Annotated in this window: 17 protein-coding genes; 12 read left to right on the forward strand and 5 right to left on the reverse strand. The window is 62.0% G+C overall.

Translation table 11 applies throughout. The features are described from left to right. From KVQ82_RS04895 to KVQ82_RS04910, 4 genes are all read left to right on the forward strand, one after another. Positions 1–1491 (forward strand): aldehyde dehydrogenase, encoded by a 1491-nt coding sequence (locus tag KVQ82_RS04895; protein WP_222018235.1) that lies wholly within the window; start codon positions 1–3, stop codon positions 1489–1491. A gap of 377 nt (positions 1492–1868) precedes the next feature. Continuing rightward, complete coding sequence (locus KVQ82_RS04900) at positions 1869–2855, forward strand: ABC transporter substrate-binding protein (RefSeq protein WP_222018237.1); 987 nt, start codon at positions 1869–1871, stop codon at positions 2853–2855. Positions 2856–2865: 10 nt separating this feature from the next. Continuing rightward, positions 2866–3669, forward strand: a complete 804-nt coding sequence (locus tag KVQ82_RS04905) for an ABC transporter permease (RefSeq protein WP_041065113.1) — start codon at positions 2866–2868, stop codon at positions 3667–3669. Further along, on the forward strand, positions 3657–4493 hold the full coding sequence (locus KVQ82_RS04910; RefSeq protein WP_041065116.1) for an ABC transporter ATP-binding protein: 837 nt from the start codon (positions 3657–3659) through the stop codon (positions 4491–4493). The genes KVQ82_RS04905 and KVQ82_RS04910 overlap by 13 nt, the downstream gene beginning before the upstream one ends. 116 nt (positions 4494–4609) lie before the next feature. On the opposite strand, the gene KVQ82_RS04915 is transcribed toward KVQ82_RS04910, so the two are convergent. Both KVQ82_RS04915 and KVQ82_RS04920 read right to left on the reverse strand, forming a co-directional pair. Then, a complete protein-coding gene (locus KVQ82_RS04915) occupies positions 4610–5689 on the reverse strand; it encodes an endonuclease/exonuclease/phosphatase family protein (RefSeq protein WP_041065119.1) in 1080 nt (359 codons plus the stop codon). A 74-nt stretch (positions 5690–5763) separates the two neighbouring features. Beyond that, on the reverse strand, positions 5764–6438 hold the full coding sequence (locus KVQ82_RS04920) for a YciC family protein (RefSeq protein WP_222018239.1): 675 nt from the start codon (positions 6436–6438) through the stop codon (positions 5764–5766). Between the two features lie 178 nt (positions 6439–6616). On the opposite strand from KVQ82_RS04920, the gene KVQ82_RS04925 reads away from it, so the two are divergent. The 3 genes from KVQ82_RS04925 (at position 6617) to KVQ82_RS04935 (ending at position 8741) form a co-directional block, all read left to right on the forward strand. Then, positions 6617–7375, forward strand: coding sequence for a DUF2076 domain-containing protein (locus KVQ82_RS04925; protein ID WP_222018241.1), 759 nt, complete (start codon positions 6617–6619; stop codon positions 7373–7375). 245 nt (positions 7376–7620) lie between these two features. After that, positions 7621–8100, forward strand: a complete 480-nt coding sequence (locus KVQ82_RS04930) for an NYN domain-containing protein (RefSeq protein ID WP_041065128.1) — start codon at positions 7621–7623, stop codon at positions 8098–8100. A 35-nt stretch (positions 8101–8135) separates the two neighbouring features. After that, positions 8136–8741 carry a PolC-type DNA polymerase III gene (locus KVQ82_RS04935; protein WP_041065131.1) on the forward strand — a complete coding sequence of 202 codons (606 nt, stop codon included), beginning with the start codon at positions 8136–8138 and terminating at the stop codon, positions 8739–8741. Positions 8742–8885: 144 nt separating this feature from the next. Here KVQ82_RS04935 and KVQ82_RS04940 read toward each other — a convergent pair whose 3' ends face one another. Next, on the reverse strand, positions 8886–9338 hold the full coding sequence (locus KVQ82_RS04940) for an Lrp/AsnC family transcriptional regulator (RefSeq protein WP_041065134.1): 453 nt from the start codon (positions 9336–9338) through the stop codon (positions 8886–8888). Positions 9339–9501: 163 nt separating this feature from the next. On the opposite strand from KVQ82_RS04940, the gene yedA reads away from it, so the two are divergent. Continuing rightward, positions 9502–10443: a drug/metabolite exporter YedA gene (gene yedA, locus KVQ82_RS04945; RefSeq protein WP_041065137.1), complete on the forward strand. Its 942-nt coding sequence runs from the start codon at positions 9502–9504 to the stop codon at positions 10441–10443. Between the two features lie 65 nt (positions 10444–10508). Further along, a complete protein-coding gene (locus tag KVQ82_RS04950) occupies positions 10509–11846 on the forward strand; it encodes a DEAD/DEAH box helicase (RefSeq protein ID WP_222018244.1) in 1338 nt (445 codons plus the stop codon). 135 nt (positions 11847–11981) lie between these two features. Here KVQ82_RS04950 and KVQ82_RS04955 read toward each other — a convergent pair whose 3' ends face one another. Then, positions 11982–13226, reverse strand: a complete 1245-nt coding sequence (locus KVQ82_RS04955) for a TIGR03862 family flavoprotein (protein WP_222018246.1) — start codon at positions 13224–13226, stop codon at positions 11982–11984. 280 nt (positions 13227–13506) lie between these two features. Next, the gene (locus KVQ82_RS04960; protein ID WP_041065146.1) at positions 13507–14427 is read right to left on the reverse strand and encodes a histone deacetylase; all 921 of its coding nucleotides are present in this window, start codon (positions 14425–14427) and stop codon (positions 13507–13509) included. An 82-nt stretch (positions 14428–14509) separates the two neighbouring features. Here KVQ82_RS04960 and KVQ82_RS04965 point away from each other — a divergent pair, with 82 nt between their 5' ends. From KVQ82_RS04965 to KVQ82_RS04975, 3 genes are all read left to right on the forward strand, one after another. Further along, positions 14510–15079: a GNAT family N-acetyltransferase gene (locus tag KVQ82_RS04965; protein WP_041065149.1), complete on the forward strand. Its 570-nt coding sequence runs from the start codon at positions 14510–14512 to the stop codon at positions 15077–15079. A 105-nt stretch (positions 15080–15184) separates the two neighbouring features. Next, positions 15185–16054, forward strand: a complete 870-nt coding sequence (gene tesB, locus KVQ82_RS04970; protein WP_095048747.1) for an acyl-CoA thioesterase II — start codon at positions 15185–15187, stop codon at positions 16052–16054. Continuing rightward, positions 16051–16644 (forward strand): HAD family hydrolase, encoded by a 594-nt coding sequence (locus KVQ82_RS04975; RefSeq protein ID WP_108183877.1) that lies wholly within the window; start codon positions 16051–16053, stop codon positions 16642–16644. Before tesB ends, KVQ82_RS04975 begins: the two co-directional genes overlap by 4 nt. Positions 16645–16709: the final 65 nt, after the last annotated feature.

The following is a 16709-nucleotide window of genomic DNA, read 5'->3' on the forward strand; positions in this document are numbered from 1 at the left end:
GTGTTCGAACTTGCAGAGTGGCAGCGCCAGGCCGGTGCCTTGAAGTTTCCCGATCGAGCCGTGATCAACGGCCAGCACTGCACCGCGCAATCGGGGCAGACGTTCGCCGCGATCAACCCCGCCACCGGCCAGTTGCTGGCCAATGTCGCGGCCTGTGGCGAGGCGGATGTGGACGTGGCGGTGCGTAACGCGCGACACGTGTTCGAGGCTGGCAGCTGGGCGCAACGCCCGCCCGTCGAGCGCAAGCAAGTGCTGCTGCGCCTGGCCGAGCTGTTGATGGAACATCGTCAGGAGCTGGCCCTGCTCGACTCGCTGAACATGGGCAAACCGGTGATGGACGCCTACAACATTGATGTGCCGGGCGCCGCCGGGGTGTTTCGCTGGTACGCCGAAAGCCTCGACAAACTCTACGACCAGATCGCCCCCGGCGCCGCCAATGTACTGGCGACCATCACCCGTGAAGCACTGGGCGTGGTGGCTGCCGTGGTGCCGTGGAATTTTCCGTTGGACATGGCCGCGTGGAAGCTCGCGCCTGCGTTGGCGGCGGGTAATTCGGTGATCCTCAAACCGGCCGAGCAATCACCGTTTTCGGCATTGCGTCTGGCCGAGCTGGCACTGGAAGCGGGCCTGCCACCGGGCGTGCTCAACGTGTTGCCGGGGCTGGGCGAGCAGACCGGCAAAGCCTTGGGCCTGCACCCGGATGTCGATTGTCTGGTGTTCACCGGCTCGACGCAGGTCGGCAAATATTTCATGCAGTACTCGGCGCAATCCAACCTCAAACAGGTGTGGCTGGAGTGCGGTGGCAAGAGTGCCAATCTGCTGTTCGCTGATTGCCGGGATCTGGATCTGGCGGCGGAAAAAGCCGCGTTCGGGATCTTTTTCAATCAGGGCGAAGTGTGTTCGGCCAACTCGCGATTGTTGGTCGAGCGTTCGATTCATGATGCGTTTGTCGAGCGCCTCAAAGCCCAGGCCGAACGCTGGCTGCCGGGCGATCCGCTCGACCCGCAAAGCCGTGCCGGAGCGATCGTCGATCAGCGGCAGACAGTGAGCATCATGCGCGCCATCCGTGAGGCCGAGCAGGCGGGTGCGAGCCTGGTGTGTGGCGGTCAGCAACGGCGCTTCAACGGCTCGGACAACTTCATCGAACCGACGATTTTCACCGGCGTGAGTGCCGACATGGCGTTGTTTCGCGAAGAGGTGTTCGGCCCGGTGCTGGCGGTGGTGCCGTTCGATGATGAAGACGAGGCGGTGCGCCTGGCCAACGACAGTGTGTATGGGCTGGCGGCGTCGCTGTGGACCGATGATCTGCATCGCGCGCACCGCGTGGCGCGAAGGCTGCGGGCGGGCACGGTATCGGTCAATACCGTCGATGCGCTGGACGTGACCGTGCCGTTCGGCGGCGGCAGGCAATCGGGCTTCGGCCGCGACCTGTCGCTGCACTCGTTCGACAAATACACCCAGCTGAAAACCACCTGGTTTCAGTTGCGCTGAGACCGCGTAGACCCTATCGCTGGCAAGCCAGCTCCCACAGGTTTTGTGGTGTCCACCCATTCCGGGTACACCAACGATTACTGTGGGAGCTGGCTTGCCAGCGATGGCATTCCCCCAGGCAGTGAAAATTCCTGGCTTGCACCGACCGTGAGCATCCCCGCAAACCCCGCGCTTTTGCGGTGCACGCTAAGCAGTTTTTTCATCATTTGCTGCCAACAATTTCCTGATTTTCCTCAGCCCGCACATGGGCCACCATCGATCTTGCCAGCCCGGTGGTTCACGCCAGAGTCCAGCAGAGACCGCAGCGTGGATTCACATCATTGGTGCTGGCCGTACTGCCCATGACAAAACTAAATCAACAGCGTCGGGAGTGCTCCATGATCAAGTCCTTGTGTCTCCGTCTCACCCATCCACTGGCGATCACCGCCCTGGCGGCCACGGTCGCGACCGGCGCGCAGGCCGGTACCTTGTCCATCGGCCATACCACCTGGGTGGGTTATGGCACGCTGTATCTGGCTCAGGACCTGGGCTACTTCAAGGAAAACGGCCTTACCGTCGAGTTGCCGGTGGTCGAGGAAGCTTCGATGTACATGGCCGCACAGGCTTCCGGACAACTCTCCGGTTCGGCCTCGACCATCGACGAAGTGCTCAAGTACCGTCCGCAGTTCTGCTTCAAAGCCGTGGCGGCGCTGGATGACAGCCATGGTGGCGACGGCGTGCTGGTGGGCAAGGACGTGAAGTCGTTGCAGGAACTCAAGGGCCAGGCCGTGGCCGTCAACGAAGGTTCGACCTCGCAGTTCTGGCTCTCCTATCTGCTGAAGAAGAACGGCATGAAAATGAGCGACATCACCGTGCAGAACATGACTGCCGACGATGCTGCCACCGCGTTCATTGCCGGTCGCGTGCCGGCGGCCGTGACTTGGGAACCGCACCTGTCGATGGTGCGCGACAAGCAGCAGGGCAAAGTGCTGATCGACAGCAGCAGCACGCCCGGGGTGATTGTCGATGTCGTGGCGCTCAACTGCACGGTGATCGAGAAGCAGCCCGAAGACGTCAAGGCGCTGGTCGCCGGTCTCTACAAGGCGGTGCAATACACCAAGGACCATCCACAGCAAGCCTACGAAATCATGGCCAGGGGCGTCGGCGGTTATCTGTCCGATCCGAAGGAACTGGCTGCTGCAGCACAAGGCGTGCGTTTCTACGATCAGGCCATGAGCGAGAAGCTGCTGGGCAAACCGGGCGCGCCGGGTGACAGCGCACCGCTGATCAAACTGGCCAACGAAACCGCCAGCGAATTGCAGGGCAAACCCTACAACGTCAGTAACGATGATCTGGTGGATAACCGTTTCGTCAGCCCGCTCTAGGAGACTGGTCATGTTCAAGCGCAATTCATGGCTGAGTCGCTGCATCACACCGAAGACCGGCTTGCCGGTGCCGGTGGTATGGAGCGCCAGTGGTCTGGCCTGGGTGTTGCTGGTCGGGCTGTGGGCCGGGCTGTCCTACGGCGGCATCGTCCCGGGGATGTTTCTGCCGACGCCCGGCGCGGTGGTTGAAGCCGCCGTGCGCCTGAGCCGCGACGGCACCCTTGGCACCCATGTGTGGGCCAGTGTCGAAGTGGTGATGGTCGGGTTCATCGTCTCGTCGCTGGTGGCGGTACCGCTGGGGTTGCTGATGGGCAGCTTTCGCATCGTCCAGGCGTTCCTCGAACCGTTGGTCAATTTCATCCGTTACCTGCCGGTGACCTCGTTCGTGCCACTGTTCATCCTGTGGATTGGCATCGGTCTGGAGCAGCGGGTATCGGTGATCATCTTCGGCGTGTTCTTCCAGCAACTGGTGATGATCGCGGATGTGTCCAAGGGCATCTCCAAGGACCTGATCAACGCCTCTTACACGCTCGGTTCCAACCGCCGCGACGCGGTGCTGCATGTGATCGCCCCGGCCTCGGTGCCCGGCGTGCTCGACACCTTGCGCGTGACCATGGGCTGGGCCTGGACCTATCTGGTGGTGGCCGAACTGGTCGCCGCGTCGAGTGGCCTCGGTTACCTGAGCCTGAAAGCCATGCGCGGTTTTCAGGTCGACGTGATTTTCCTCGCCATCGCGATCATCGGCCTGCTGGGGCTGGTCACCGATCAACTGTTCCGCTTTCTCCGCCTGAGGGTTGCCGCATGGGCTCAGTAACTGCCGCCAATCATCGCTTTACCGAATCGCGTGCTGCGGCGCCGCAAGCTGCCCCGCGCCTGCAAGTGGACAAGGTCAGCCTGCGCTACAAAAAGCCTGATGGCGGTACGTTCACGGCGCTGGAACAGGTGTCGTTCGAGGTGCCGGATCAGCAGTTCGCGGTGCTGGTCGGGCCGTCGGGTTGCGGCAAATCGAGCCTGTTGTACCTGACCGCCGGCCTCGCCGAGCCAACCTCCGGCGAGATCTACGTCGGCGGCCAGCAAGTGCAGGGCCCCGGTGCCGATCGCGGCATGGTGTTCCAGAGCTACACACTGTTTCCGTGGCTGACGGTGCGGCAGAACGTCGAGTTCGGCCTCAAGCGGCGTGGCATGCCGGCGGCGCGGCGCAAGGAAATTGTCGATTACTACGTCAACGAAGTCGGGCTTGCCGGGTTTGCTGACAATTACGCCAAGCAGCTCTCGGGCGGGATGATGCAGCGCGTGGCGATTGCCCGGGCGCTGGCCAACGACCCGCAGATTCTGCTGATGGACGAACCGTTCGGCGCCCTCGACAGCCAGACCCGCCTGCAAATGCAGCAGTTATTGTTGCGGGTGTGGGGCAACAGCAAGAAGACCGTGTTGTTCGTCACCCACGATATCGACGAGGCGATCCTGCTGGGCGACCGGGTCTATGTCATGGGCGCCAAACCGGGGCGGATCAAGCAGATCCTCGACGTGCCGATCGAGCGTCCACGCTCACTGGACATGGTGATGGAGCGCTCGTTTATCGACATGAAGCGGGAGATTTTCGGCTTGCTGCATGACGACCTGGAAGAAGTCCATTGATCACATGAGTCCCCTGTAGGAGCTGCCGCAGGCTGCGATCTTTTGATCTTGTTTTTTGAAGATCAACAGATCGCAGCCTCGTTTCACTCGACAGCTCCTACAGCGGTAATTGGTGATCAGGGAGCCGCGGGCAGCAGGAACCGCGCAATCACCGGCAGATGATCGGAAATGCGCAAGGTATCGTCCTGGCGCACGCTCGCTTCGACCCGTTTGATCTTCGGGCTGTAGAACAGGTAGTCGACGGTGCGATCCGGGCCATTAAGGCCGGGGTCGTTGGGGTAGTGGGTCAGCCAGTGGGCGCGGTCGATACCGCTGGCTTCGTTGTTGGTCGGGATCATCGGGTACTTGTCCCACAACAGATGCAGGGCGCTGTCGACGGAGTAGGGCGTGCGCTGTTCAGCGGGCAGGCGTTGATACTGGCCCAGCGGCAACAGGTTGAAATCGCCGCCGATCAGCCACGCCAGGCCTTGGCTCTCATACTTGTCGAGCACCTTGGCCACCGCCGTCACTTGCGCGTGCAAGGTGTCGTCGGGTTGGCTGGCGCGATCCAGATGGGTGTTGAACACCGTCAGTTGCCCGCCGTCACTCAGCGGCAGCTTGGTGGCGAGCAACGCATCCTTGGGGGCGAACTGGCGAGCAATGACATTCGCCGGCGGCACCGGTAATTGCAGGCGTTCGGCGTGTTCGATGCGGTAGCGGCTGAGGGTCGCCAATTGCCGGCCAACGCTGCCGAAAATGTGCGGGTCGGGAACGAAATCGGCCTTCCAGTCGAACGCGTGAGCGCTGCACGGGTAGAGGTCGGTGACCCGTTCCTGCAGCAACTTGAGCTGGTTCTGGTAATCACTGGCCTTGGCGCCGTCATCCAGTTCCTGCAGCAGCACCACGTCGGGCTGCTCGTCCCGGATCACCCTTGCTACCTCGTCGAGGCTGAAAGCCATGTCTTCCGGGGTTGGCGCTTCGTCGGTGCCTTGGGCGAGGTCGTTCCAGAACACGTAGCGCTTGCCCGCCAGGTACTGCACGTTCCAGGTCATGACTTTCAGGGCTTGCCCCGGCACCAGTGTCGGTGGGGTGCCGGTGCAGGTGACCGGCAAGGTTTCGCGCGCGCCGGGGCGCCAGGTCAGGCTGTAGATCAGCCCGCCGATCAGGGCGATGGCGAGCACGATCAACAATAGGGTGTAGCGCAGCAGACGGGGCATGGCTCGGCTTATCGCGTTACAAAAGTGCTTGCGAGCATACCCGACCGCAGACGCTTGGCCCAAGTCTCCTGAAGTCAGACTGCTCCGCTACGTTTGTCAGGCAATTCGCTGATCAGCATGAACAGACGGAACAGCACCACGCTGGTGAACAGCTGCAGGAAGCTGTGCGCACTGTCGATCATTACCGCGATCAGCGGATTCTGCGGGTCGGGGTAGGCCGCCAGGGTCGCGCCCTTGAGCAGCCACAACGGCCCCATCACGCAGAGAATGCACAGCAGAATTCGCCAGAAATGCCCGCGGGTCAGACGCAGGCTTTCCTTCATCGCCTGCAGCGGTCCCATGCCACGCAGCACCAGCAGGTACTCACCAAATGCGAGCATGACCATCAACATCAAGCCTGGCAGGAAATACAACGACAGCCCCAGCAGAATCAGCAGGGTATTGAGCGCCGTGAGCAGGGCGAAACGCGGCCACAGACGCGCGGACATCGCCAGCAGGTCGACGGTGCGCGGGGCTTCGCCACGGGTGCGGGCGTCGAGGAACAGGATCAGCGCGGCGGTGTACAGCGGATACACCAGCAGACCGACCACCACGCTGGCGGCGGAAAAACTGTCCGGGTCGGTGACGTGATCCACCACTTGCTGCAGCGCCGCCTCGAAGATCACCAGCGGCAGGCACAGCTGCACGATGCTGCCCAGGTGGCGTTTGAAAAAATACAGAGAGTCGCGCAGTACATCGAAGGCATTCATCAGTCGGTATCGCAGGTGGAAAACAGTGGCTCACTTTAACCGATGATGCGTGGGCCGACACAAACGTAAACATTCGGTAAAGGTCGTTGAAACATCCTGTCACTGCCTCCATTACAGAGGTGCGCCATGTCCGCAGTGGGCACAGGCAACGTTATCCCCGGCAATCTACGAGGTCGCCATGAACAGCGAAGAGCAAACCCTGATCGATGGACTGTTTTCCCGGCTGCAACAGGCCGAAACGGAGGCAGCCCCGCGCGACGCCCAGGCCGAGGCGCGGATCAAGGAACACCTGACCCGCCAGCCGGCGGCAGGTTATTTCATGACCCAGGCGATTCTGGTGCAAGAGGCGGCCATCAAGAGCCTCGACGAACAGAACAAGCAACTGACCCAACAAGTCCAGCAGTTGCAGGCTGAACTGCAAGCGGCCAAGGCTCAGAGTGCGGCCCCGGCGCCAAGCGGCGGTGGCGGTTTCCTGTCGAGCATCTTCGGCGGCAGCAGCTCGCGTCCGACGCCGACCCAGAGCGCTCCGGCCTCCACCGGCGGCTGGCGTGAACCGGCACCGCAACAGAACTATGCGGCGCCAGCGCCACAACAGAACTATGCCGCACCACCGCCCAATTACGCGCAGCAAGCCGCCCCGGCTGCGGGCAGCAGCTTCCTCGGCGGCGCCCTGAAAACCGCCGCTGGCGTGGCCGGTGGCGTGATGCTGGCACAGGGCATCAGCAGCCTGTTCCATCACAACCAGCAGCCTGAAGAAATCGTTGAAGTGATCAAGGAAGAGCCGGCGCAGGTGGCCGACCAGAGCGGCAATGACTGGGGCAATGACCAGCGTGTGGCCGATAACGGTTTCTCTGGCAATGACCAGGGCGGGTTTACCGACACGGACTACAGCGATGACAGCTCGTCGTTTTTCGATGACGACGATTCGTTTGTCTGACTGATCAGCCCGCCAGTATCAAACCTGTGGTGAGGGGATTTATCCCCGATGGAGTGCGCAGCAGTCCCATTTTCGGGGCCGCTGCGCTGCCAATCGGGGATAAATCCCCTCGCCACAGTCCACCATCCGTCTGGAGTGGTGGGTCGATTATTCGCGCCACCTTCCTGTGGACTGGCATACTGAGCGCCTTTTTCGGGCCAGGCGCCTGATCCCGCTTCGTGCGCTATGCGCTCACAGGAATCCCGGTGAAAAAAATCGCAGTGTTCGCCGACGTGCAGAACCTCTACTACACCGTGCGTCAGGCCTATGGTTGCCATTTCAACTACGCCGCGCTGTGGGCGGATGTGAGCAAACACGGGCAGATCGTCGAGGCCTATGCTTACGCCATCGATCGCGGCGACAGCAAGCAGCAGCAGTTTCAGCAGATCCTGCGCAACCTCGGCTTCACCGTGAAACTCAAACCCTACATCCAGCGCAGCGACGGCTCGGCCAAGGGCGACTGGGACGTGGGCATCACCCTCGACATCATGGACGCCGCTGACCACGTCGACGAAATCGTCCTGGCCTCCGGTGACGGCGACTTCGACATGCTGCTCGAACGCATCATCAGCAAGCACGGCGTACAGGCAGTCGCCTACGGCGTGCCCGGGTTGACCGCCAACTCGCTGATCCGCGCCGCCAGCCGTTACGTGCCGATCGAAGGCGCGTTGTTGCTGAAGAATTAAGCTGAAAAATTGATTTGAACGGAGTTGAACCCGGTTTGGAACGCATTGCAGTCATCGACTTTGAAACCACCGGCCTGTCGCCGAACAGCAGCTGTCGCGCCACGGAAATCGCCGTGGTCATGCTGGAAAACGGCCGTATCGTCGAGCGTTACCAGAGCCTTATGAATGCCGGCGTGCGCGTCCCGGCCTTCATCGAACAACTGACCGGCATCAGCAACGCCATGCTGCGTACCGCGCCTGCGGCGGAGCGGGTCATGGAAGAGGTCAACGAATTCGTCGGCTGCACCCCGCTGGTGGCGCACAACGCTTCGTTCGACCAGAAATTCTGGGACTTTGAACTGGGACGGATCAAACGCACCCGTCTGCAGAACTTCGCCTGTTCACTGCTGCTGGCCCGGCGCCTGATGCCCGCGGCACCCAATCACAAGCTCGGTACGCTCACTGCATTTGCGCGCCTGCCGCACACCGGCCAGGCGCACCGGGCCATGGCGGATGCCGAGATGGCGGCCAATCTGATGGCGCATCTGGCGCAAGAGCTGCGGCACAAGCATGGCGTGCGTGAGCTGAACCATGACTTGCTGTGCAAACTGCAGAAAGTCCCGGCGGCCAAAGTCAGCGAACACCTGCAGCGCTACCGCTGATCCCCAGCCCGACACAGAACCTTTGTAGGAGCTGCCGAAGGCTGCGATCTTTTGATCTTGCTTTTAAAAGTCAAAGTCAAAAGATCGTCCGAACGCGGCCCGAACCTTCGGCAGCTCCTACAGTGGATTTGTGGTTGGCCCGAACTATTTGCCGTTGGCTTCTATATGGCTCAGCGGCACGCGCTTCTCGATTGCGCTGGACAACACAATCGAGGTCTTGCTGAAGCCAAACTTCGCCACGTGATTGATCAGTTCCTCCAGTTCGGTCATCGAGCCCACCGCGCCCTTCATCATCACGCATGGATCGCCGGTCACACGGAAGCATTCGGTCAGTTGCGGGATTTTCACCAGTTCGTCGTAGACCTTCTGGCTGCCGTTCTGGTGCAGGCGCAATTCGATCATGCACTGGATCGGCAAACCGATTTTCGACAGGTCGATGTTCGCCTGATACCCGGTGATCACGCCGGACGCCTCAAGCTTGGCCACCCGTTCGGCCACTGCCGGGGCGGACAGGTTCACCTTGCGCGCCAGATCGGCGTAGGACGCGCGACCGTTTTCCAACAGAGCGCTGAGCAGCATGCGGTCGTATTTGTCCAAGGCCGGACTCCTGAAAATGCCAGACTTTCGAAATCACGGCTTATCCCGTCGATCTCCGTTGTTTCAAAAGTGTACCGGCGCGATAAACAGGTTTTGTAACTTATTTTTGCTCACGGGCCTTTCTAGAATAATCCTCACCCTGCCTCTGACTGTCGAGCTGCCCATGCCTGCCTTGCGCCGTTTTTCCTTGCCGTTGATCGCCGCGTTTTTCGCGCTGTATGTGATTTGGGGATCGACCTATCTGGTAATCCGCCTCGGCGTCGAATACTGGCCGCCGCTGATGCTCGGCGGGGTGCGCTTCGTGATTGCCGGCAGCCTGATGTACGCCTTCCTGCGCTGGCGTGGCGCGCCGGCGCCGACCTGGGTGCAGTGGAAAGCGGCGGGGATCATCGGGATTCTGTTGCTCAGCTTCGGTAACGGCGCGGTCAGTGTCGCCGAGCACACGGGTGTGGCGTCCGGCGTGGCGGCACTGGCAGTGGCGACTGTGCCGTTGTTTACGTTGTTGTGCGGCTATTTCTGGGGCGCGCGTAATACCCGCCTCGAATGGGCCGGGGTGGCGTTGGGGATCGTCGGCATTGCCATGCTCAACATGGGTTCCAACCTGCAATCGAGTCCGCTGGGCGCGGCGTTGCTGATTTTTGCGGCGGCGACCTGGGCCTTCGGCTCGGTGTGGAGCAAACACCTGCCGTTGCCGCAAGGGGCGATGGCCAGTGCCGTGGAGATGCTGGTGGGCGGCGTGGTCCTGCTGATCGGCAGCGCGGTCAGCGGCGAACACCTGCAAGCCTTGCCACCGGTGGAAGGCTGGCTGGCCCTGGGGTATCTGATCTTCTTCGGCTCGATCATCGCTTTCAATTCCTACATGTACCTGCTCAAGCACGTGCGTCCAGCGGCGGCCACCAGCTATGCCTACGTCAACCCGGCGGTGGCGGTGTTGCTGGGGATCGTGTTTGTCGGCGAGACCATCGGCATGGAAGAAGCGCTGGCGATGCTGGTGATCATCAGTGCCGTGGTGCTGATCGGTCTGCCGCAATGGCGGCGGCCGGCGCAGCCGCTGGTCGCGGAGCCGCCGAAGACCGCCGTTCCAGCAGAACCGCGTGTGAATTAGGGTAAACTGCGCGCCATTGCACCCTTGTTTTGCGCAACCGCGCTGATTTTTCCTACGGTACTCCCATGACTTTCGCCACCCTTGGCCTGATCGAACCCTTGCTGCGCTCCCTCGAGAAGCTCGGCTACCAGACCCCGACGCCGGTCCAGGCGCAAGCCATTCCGGCCGTGCTGGCCGGTCGCGACCTGATGGCTGCGGCCCAGACCGGTACCGGCAAGACCGCCGGTTTCGCTTTGCCGCTGCTGCAGTTGCTGGCCATGGAAGGGCCGAAAGTCACCGCCAACTCGGTGCGTGCGCTGATCCTGGTGCCGACCCGCGAACTGGCCGAGCAGGTGCACGAATCCGTGCGCCAGTACGCAGAAAACCTGCCGTTGCGCACCTACGCGGTGTATGGCGGTGTCAGCATTAACCCGCAGATGATGAAACTGCGCGGCGGCGTCGACCTGCTGGTGGCAACCCCGGGCCGTCTGCTCGACCTGTTCCGCCAGAACGCGTTGAAATTCAATCAGCTGCAAACCCTGGTGCTCGACGAAGCCGACCGCATGCTCGACCTGGGCTTTTCCGAAGAGCTGGCGAACATCTATCGCGCGCTGCCGAAGAAGCGTCAGACGCTGCTGTTCTCCGCGACCTTCTCCGATGACATTCGCCTGCTGGCCGGGCAGATGCTCAACGATCCGCTGAGCATCGAAGTCAGCCCGCGCAACGTCGCGGCCAACACCGTCAAGCAGTGGGTGGTGACGGTGGACAAGAAGCGCAAGCCGGAACTGTTCGTGCACCTGATGCGCAAGAACAAGTGGAAGCAGGTGCTGGTGTTCGCCAAGACCCGCAACGGCGTGGACGCGTTGGTGGAAAAACTCCAGGGCCTCGGTGTGAACGCCGACGGTATTCACGGCGACAAACCGCAGGCGACCCGTCAGCGCGCGCTGGATCGTTTCAAACTCAGTGAAGTGCAGATTCTGGTGGCAACCGACGTCGCGGCTCGGGGTCTGGACATCGAAGATTTGCCGCTGGTGGTCAACTTCGACCTGCCGATCGTCGCCGAGTATTACATCCACCGCATCGGTCGTACTGGCCGTGCGGGCGCGACGGGCGAGGCGATCTCGCTGGTGTGCGCGGATGAAGTAAACATGCTCTCGGCAATCGAGATGCTCACCCGCCAGACCTTGAAGCGTCAGAACGAGCCGGATTTCGAACCTGAGCACCGCGTGCCGGATACCGATGCCAGCGGTCAGGTGATCAAGAAGCCGAAGAAACCGAAAAAGCCGAAAGCATCCGGCGGCGGTGGCAAGCGCAATCTGGGCAAGTGGGTCGACAGTGGCGACACCCAGGCGCCGGAGCCGTCGATCAAGCCTGTGCGTAAAGTGCCGGTGTTCAATACCGGGCCGCGTAAGCGCAAACCTTGATGATGTGGCATCGCTAAGGACACCTTCGCTGGTACGTCGGGAATGCATTTCCCTGTAGGAGCTGCGGCACGCTGCGATCTTTTGATCTTGTTTTTAACGGTCAAAAGATCGCAGCCTCGTTTCACTCGGCAGCTCCTACAGGGATTTGTGCTGAAGCCACTCGAGCAAGCCGAACCCCGCCGCCCGCCCGCTGGCAAAACACCCGGTCAGCAGATAGCCGCCCGTCGGCGCTTCCCAATCCAGCATCTCCCCCGCGCAAAACACTCCCGGCAAGGCCTTGAGCATCAAACGCTCATCCAGCGCCTCGAACGTCACGCCACCGGCACTGCTGATCGCTTCGTCCAGCGGACGGGTTTTCACCAGGGTCAACGGCAACGCCTTGATCGCCCGCGCCAGCAGCGCCGGATCATCGAAGGTTGCCGCGTCACTCAGCTCGCGCAACAACGCCGCTTTCACCCCATCAATCCCGACCTGACTGTGCAGATGCTTGGCCATCGAGCGCGAGCCGCGCGGTTTGCCCAACGCTACCTGCAATTTATCCACAGGCCGGCCGGGCAGCAGATCGATGTGCACCGTGGCTGAGCCGTGGGCGTTGATCGCCTCGCGAATCGGCGCTGACAACGCGTAGATCAGGCTGCCTTCAACGCCCGTTGCGGTGATCACGCATTCGCCCAGGCGCGGCACATCGTCGTTCAAACCGATGGCGACATTTTTCAGTGGTGCGCCGGCGAATTTGCTGACAAGGAACTCGCTCCAGGCCTGCACTTCGAAACCACAATTGCTCGGCTGTAACGGCACCAGTCCTACGCCTTTTTGCTCCAGCGACAGCATCCACGCGCCATCCGAACCCAGCCGCGACCAGCTGCCACCGCCGAGGGCGAGCAGGGTGGCGTCGGGTTTGACGGTGATTTCGCCATCGGGGCTGGCAATGCGCAGAGCGCCGTGTGCATCCCAACCGAGCCAGCGATGGCGGGTGTGGATAACCACGCCGCTGTCGCGCAGGCGTTTGAGCCAGGCGCGCAGCAGCGGCGCGGCTTTCATGTCGGTGGGGAACACCCGGCCGGAGCTGCCGATAAAGGTTTCGATGCCCAGTTCATGAATCCAGCGGCACAACGCGTCGGCGTCGAAACCGCGCAGTAACGGCGCGATCTGCGGCGCGCGTTCGGCGTAGCGCGCGAGGAACGCCGGGTAAGGCTCGGAGTGAGTGATGTTCATGCCGCCGACCCCGGCCAGCAGGAATTTGCGCCCCACCGAGGGCATGCCGTCGTACAAATCGACCCGCACGCCGGCCTGGCTCAGCACTTCGGCGGCCATCAGGCCGGCGGGGCCACCGCCAATGATGGCGACGTGAACGGGGAGGGGGGCGGAGGTCTGGGTCATGGCGTGCGCTGCGGTATGGCGGGATAAGGCGCGCATTCTAACAGCCGGGATCCGTGTAGGAGCTGCCGCAGGCTGCGATCTTTTGATCTTGGCCTTGAGAAAACAAAGATCAAAAGATCGCAGCCTGCGGCAGCTCCTACAGGGGGATCGACGGTAAATCTGGTGGCCTGGTTAAAAAACAACCATCGCGCTGTACACCGTGTTCGCTGCGGCCTGTAGTCCCTTTCGCTCAGGTTATCCACAGGCCGTTCCACAGCCATTGTGGGTAACGCAGCACAGCTTAATGACAACCGTGTGACGTCCAGACCCGTTGCGCGCTGTGATGCAGGATGCCGTGGCGGCGGGCGAGGGCGTGGCGATCCTTGCTGTAGCCACCGCCGATCACGCCAACCACCGGGATGTCGCGGCCCAGGCAATGGCGCATCACGCTTTCATCGCGGGCGGCGACACCTTCGTCTGTCAGCTGCAGATAACCGAGGGCGTCGTCCTTGTGCACATCGACCCCGGCGTCGTACAGCACCAGGTCCGGTTGATACAGCGGCAGCAGGTAGTTGAGGGTGTCATCCACCACCTGCAGATAGTCGGCATCGCCCATGCCTTTAGGCAGCGGAATGTCCCAGTCGCTTTCGGCCTTGCGTGCAGGAAAATTCTTTTCACAGTGCAGGGAAACGGTGATCGCCTCCGGCGTGTCGTGGAGGATGCGTGCGGTGCCGTCACCCTGATGCACGTCGCAATCAAAGATCAGCACCCGGTTCACCCGGCCGCTTTGCAGCAGGTAATGGCTGATGATCGCCAGGTCATTGAAAATGCAGAAGCCGGCCGGGTAATCGTAGTGGGCGTGATGGGTGCCGCCGGCGAGGTGACAGGCCAGACCATGCTCCAGGGCTTTTTCTGCCGCCAGAATTGAACCGCCGACCGCCCGCACCGTACGCCGCGCCAGCGCTTCGTTCCAGGGCAAGCCAAGGCGCCGCTGGTCTTCGCGGGACAACTCGCCGCTCATGTAGCGTTCGATATAGCGACGGTCATGGGCCAGGGCGAGGATGTCGTTGGGGCAGATCTCCGGGCGCAGCAGGTCGGCGTCGCGGGTCAGGCCGCTGTCGACCAGGTGGTCGCGCAGCAAACGGAACTTGTCCATCGGAAAGCGGTGATCCGCCGGAAACTCGGGACTGTAGTCTTCGTGGTAGATCAACGGCAGTGGCATGGCGACTTCATGTAGGAACGATGGAAAGAGTGAACGATCCTACCAGCGATGTAGACTTGCGGCATGGAAACGGAGGGGCATGATGGAGCCGATACTGCAACTGGAAAGTGCGCGATTGCTGATGCGCCAATGGCAGGACGAGGATTTGCCGGCATTTGCGGCGATGTGTGCCGATCCGCAGGTCATGCGTTACTTTCCACAGCCATTGAGCCGCCTGGAAAGTGCTTCGCTCATTGGTCGGGTGCGCGGCCATTTTGCCGAACACGGCTTCGGATTATGGGCGCTGGAGCGCAAGGACAGCGGCGAGTTCATCGGTTTCACCGGTCTGGGTGTGGTCGGTTTCGATGCCCCGTTCACGCCAGCGGTGGAAATCGGCTGGCGCCTGGCCCGCGAGCATTGGGGGCTGGGCTATGCCAGTGAAGCGGCATGGACCGCTCTGCGTTGCGGCTTTGACCGGTTGTCGCTGAAGGAAATCGTGTCCTTCACCGCCCAGAGCAATCTGCCCTCGGAGAAAGTCATGCAAGCGATTGGCATGCAGCACGATCCGGCCGATGATTTCGATCATCCCAAAGTTGCCGTCGATCACCCGTTGCGCCGGCATGTGTTGTACCGGATTACCAGGGAGCAATGGCTGCAAACCCTGCATGGCTAAGCCGACACGGACGTTTACAATGGCGCGACAATGGCTCGCGCCAGAACCTGAATGGGCCGCCGCAGCCAAGACTGCGCGGCATAGCGTTGTGTGAGGAGAGTCTGAATGAGCCAAGTGTTGGAAGATCTGGTCGACCTGCTGACCCTGGAGCCGATCGAGGAAAACCTGTTCCGTGGCCGCAGCCAGGACCTGGGTTTCCGTCAGTTGTTCGGTGGGCAGGTGCTCGGCCAGTCGCTGTCGGCGGCCAGTCAGACGGTTGAAGAGGCGCGCCATGTGCATTCGATGCACGGTTATTTCCTGCGCCCCGGCGACGCCAAATTGCCAGTGGTGTACTCGGTGGATCGCGTGCGTGATGGCGGCAGCTTCAGCACCCGGCGGGTCACGGCCATTCAGAAGGGCCACCCGATCTTCACCTGCAGCGCGTCGTTCCAGTACGACGAGGCTGGCTTCGAGCATCAGAGCCAGATGCCGGTGGTGGTCGGCCCGGAAAACCTGCCGTCGGAGCTGGAACTGACCCAGCAACGCGCGCACCTGATCCCCGAGCACATGCGCGAAAAACTGCTGTGCCCGAAACCGATCGAAGTGCGCCCGGTCACTGAAAAAGACCCGTACAACCCGCAGCCGGCCGATCCGATTAAATACGTGTGGTTCCGTGCCGACGGTGCGTTGGCGGATATACCGGCGCTGCACAAATACCTGCTGGCCTACGCCTCGGACTTCGGTCTGCTGACCACCTCGATGCTGCCCCACGGCAAGTCGGTCTGGCAGAAAGACATGCAGGTCGCCAGCCTTGATCACGCGTTGTGGTTCCACAACGATCTGCGCGCCGATGACTGGTTGCTCTACGCGATGGACAGCCCGTGGGCCGGCAATTCCCGGGGTTTCTCCCGTGGCAGCGTGTACAACCGCGCCGGGCAACTGGTGGCGTCGGTGACCCAGGAAGGCCTGATTCGTCACCGCAAGGACTGGGCATGAGCCTGAGCGATGTGAAGCACTGGGTGTTCGACATGGACGGCACGCTGACGATCGCCGTGCATGACTTTGCGGCGATCCGCGTGGCGCTGGCGATTCCGCCCGAGGACGACATTCTCACCCACCTCGCGGCGCTGCCGGCCGACGAAGCGGCGGCGAAACATGCCTGGCTGCTGGAGCATGAGCGCGATCTGGCGCTGGGTTCGAAACCGGCTGCCGGTGCGGTGGAGCTGGTGCGCGATCTGCACGGGCGGGGCTATCGCCTGGGCATCCTGACGCGCAACGCGCGGGAGCTGGCGCATGTGACGCTCGAAGCGATTGGCCTGGCCGACTGTTTCGCTGTGGAAGATGTGCTGGGCCGCGATGAAGCACCGCCGAAGCCGCATCCCGGCGGGTTGCTGAAACTGGCCGAGGCCTGGAACGTGCCGGCGCGCGAGATGGTGATGGTCGGGGATTACCGCTTCGACCTGGATTGCGGGCGAGCGGCCGGGGCGCGGACGGTGCTGGTGAATCTGCCGGATAACCCATGGCCGGAGCTGACCGACTGGCATGCGCAGGATTGTGTCGAGTTGCGGCGGATGCTTCTGGCCTAAGTTCTTTGGTGCCTGAGCTACCTCTTCGCGAGCAAGCTCGCTCCCACATTTGAAATACATTCCCC

Origin of the sequence: Pseudomonas sp. AO-1 (assembly GCF_019775695.1) — a bacterium.
Lineage (GTDB): Bacteria > Pseudomonadota > Gammaproteobacteria > Pseudomonadales > Pseudomonadaceae > Aquipseudomonas > Aquipseudomonas parakoreensis.

Coding starts and splice junctions, on each gene's coding strand:
- KVQ82_RS04900 (WP_222018237.1), top strand. CDS start 1,869: ATGATCAAGTCCTTGTGTCTCCGTCTCACCCATCCACTGGCGATCACC.
- KVQ82_RS04905 (WP_041065113.1), top strand. CDS start 2,866: ATGTTCAAGCGCAATTCATGGCTGAGTCGCTGCATCACACCGAAGACC.
- KVQ82_RS04910 (WP_041065116.1), top strand. CDS start 3,657: ATGGGCTCAGTAACTGCCGCCAATCATCGCTTTACCGAATCGCGTGCT.
- KVQ82_RS04915 (WP_041065119.1), bottom strand. CDS start 5,689: ATGCCCCGTCTGCTGCGCTACACCCTATTGTTGATCGTGCTCGCCATC.
- KVQ82_RS04920 (WP_222018239.1), bottom strand. CDS start 6,438: ATGAATGCCTTCGATGTACTGCGCGACTCTCTGTATTTTTTCAAACGC.
- KVQ82_RS04925 (WP_222018241.1), top strand. CDS start 6,617: ATGAACAGCGAAGAGCAAACCCTGATCGATGGACTGTTTTCCCGGCTG.
- yedA (WP_041065137.1), top strand. CDS start 9,502: ATGCCTGCCTTGCGCCGTTTTTCCTTGCCGTTGATCGCCGCGTTTTTC.
- KVQ82_RS04950 (WP_222018244.1), top strand. CDS start 10,509: ATGACTTTCGCCACCCTTGGCCTGATCGAACCCTTGCTGCGCTCCCTC.
- KVQ82_RS04955 (WP_222018246.1), bottom strand. CDS start 13,226: ATGACCCAGACCTCCGCCCCCCTCCCCGTTCACGTCGCCATCATTGGC.
- KVQ82_RS04960 (WP_041065146.1), bottom strand. CDS start 14,427: ATGCCACTGCCGTTGATCTACCACGAAGACTACAGTCCCGAGTTTCCG.
- KVQ82_RS04965 (WP_041065149.1), top strand. CDS start 14,510: ATGGAGCCGATACTGCAACTGGAAAGTGCGCGATTGCTGATGCGCCAA.
- tesB (WP_095048747.1), top strand. CDS start 15,185: ATGAGCCAAGTGTTGGAAGATCTGGTCGACCTGCTGACCCTGGAGCCG.
- KVQ82_RS04975 (WP_108183877.1), top strand. CDS start 16,051: ATGAGCCTGAGCGATGTGAAGCACTGGGTGTTCGACATGGACGGCACG.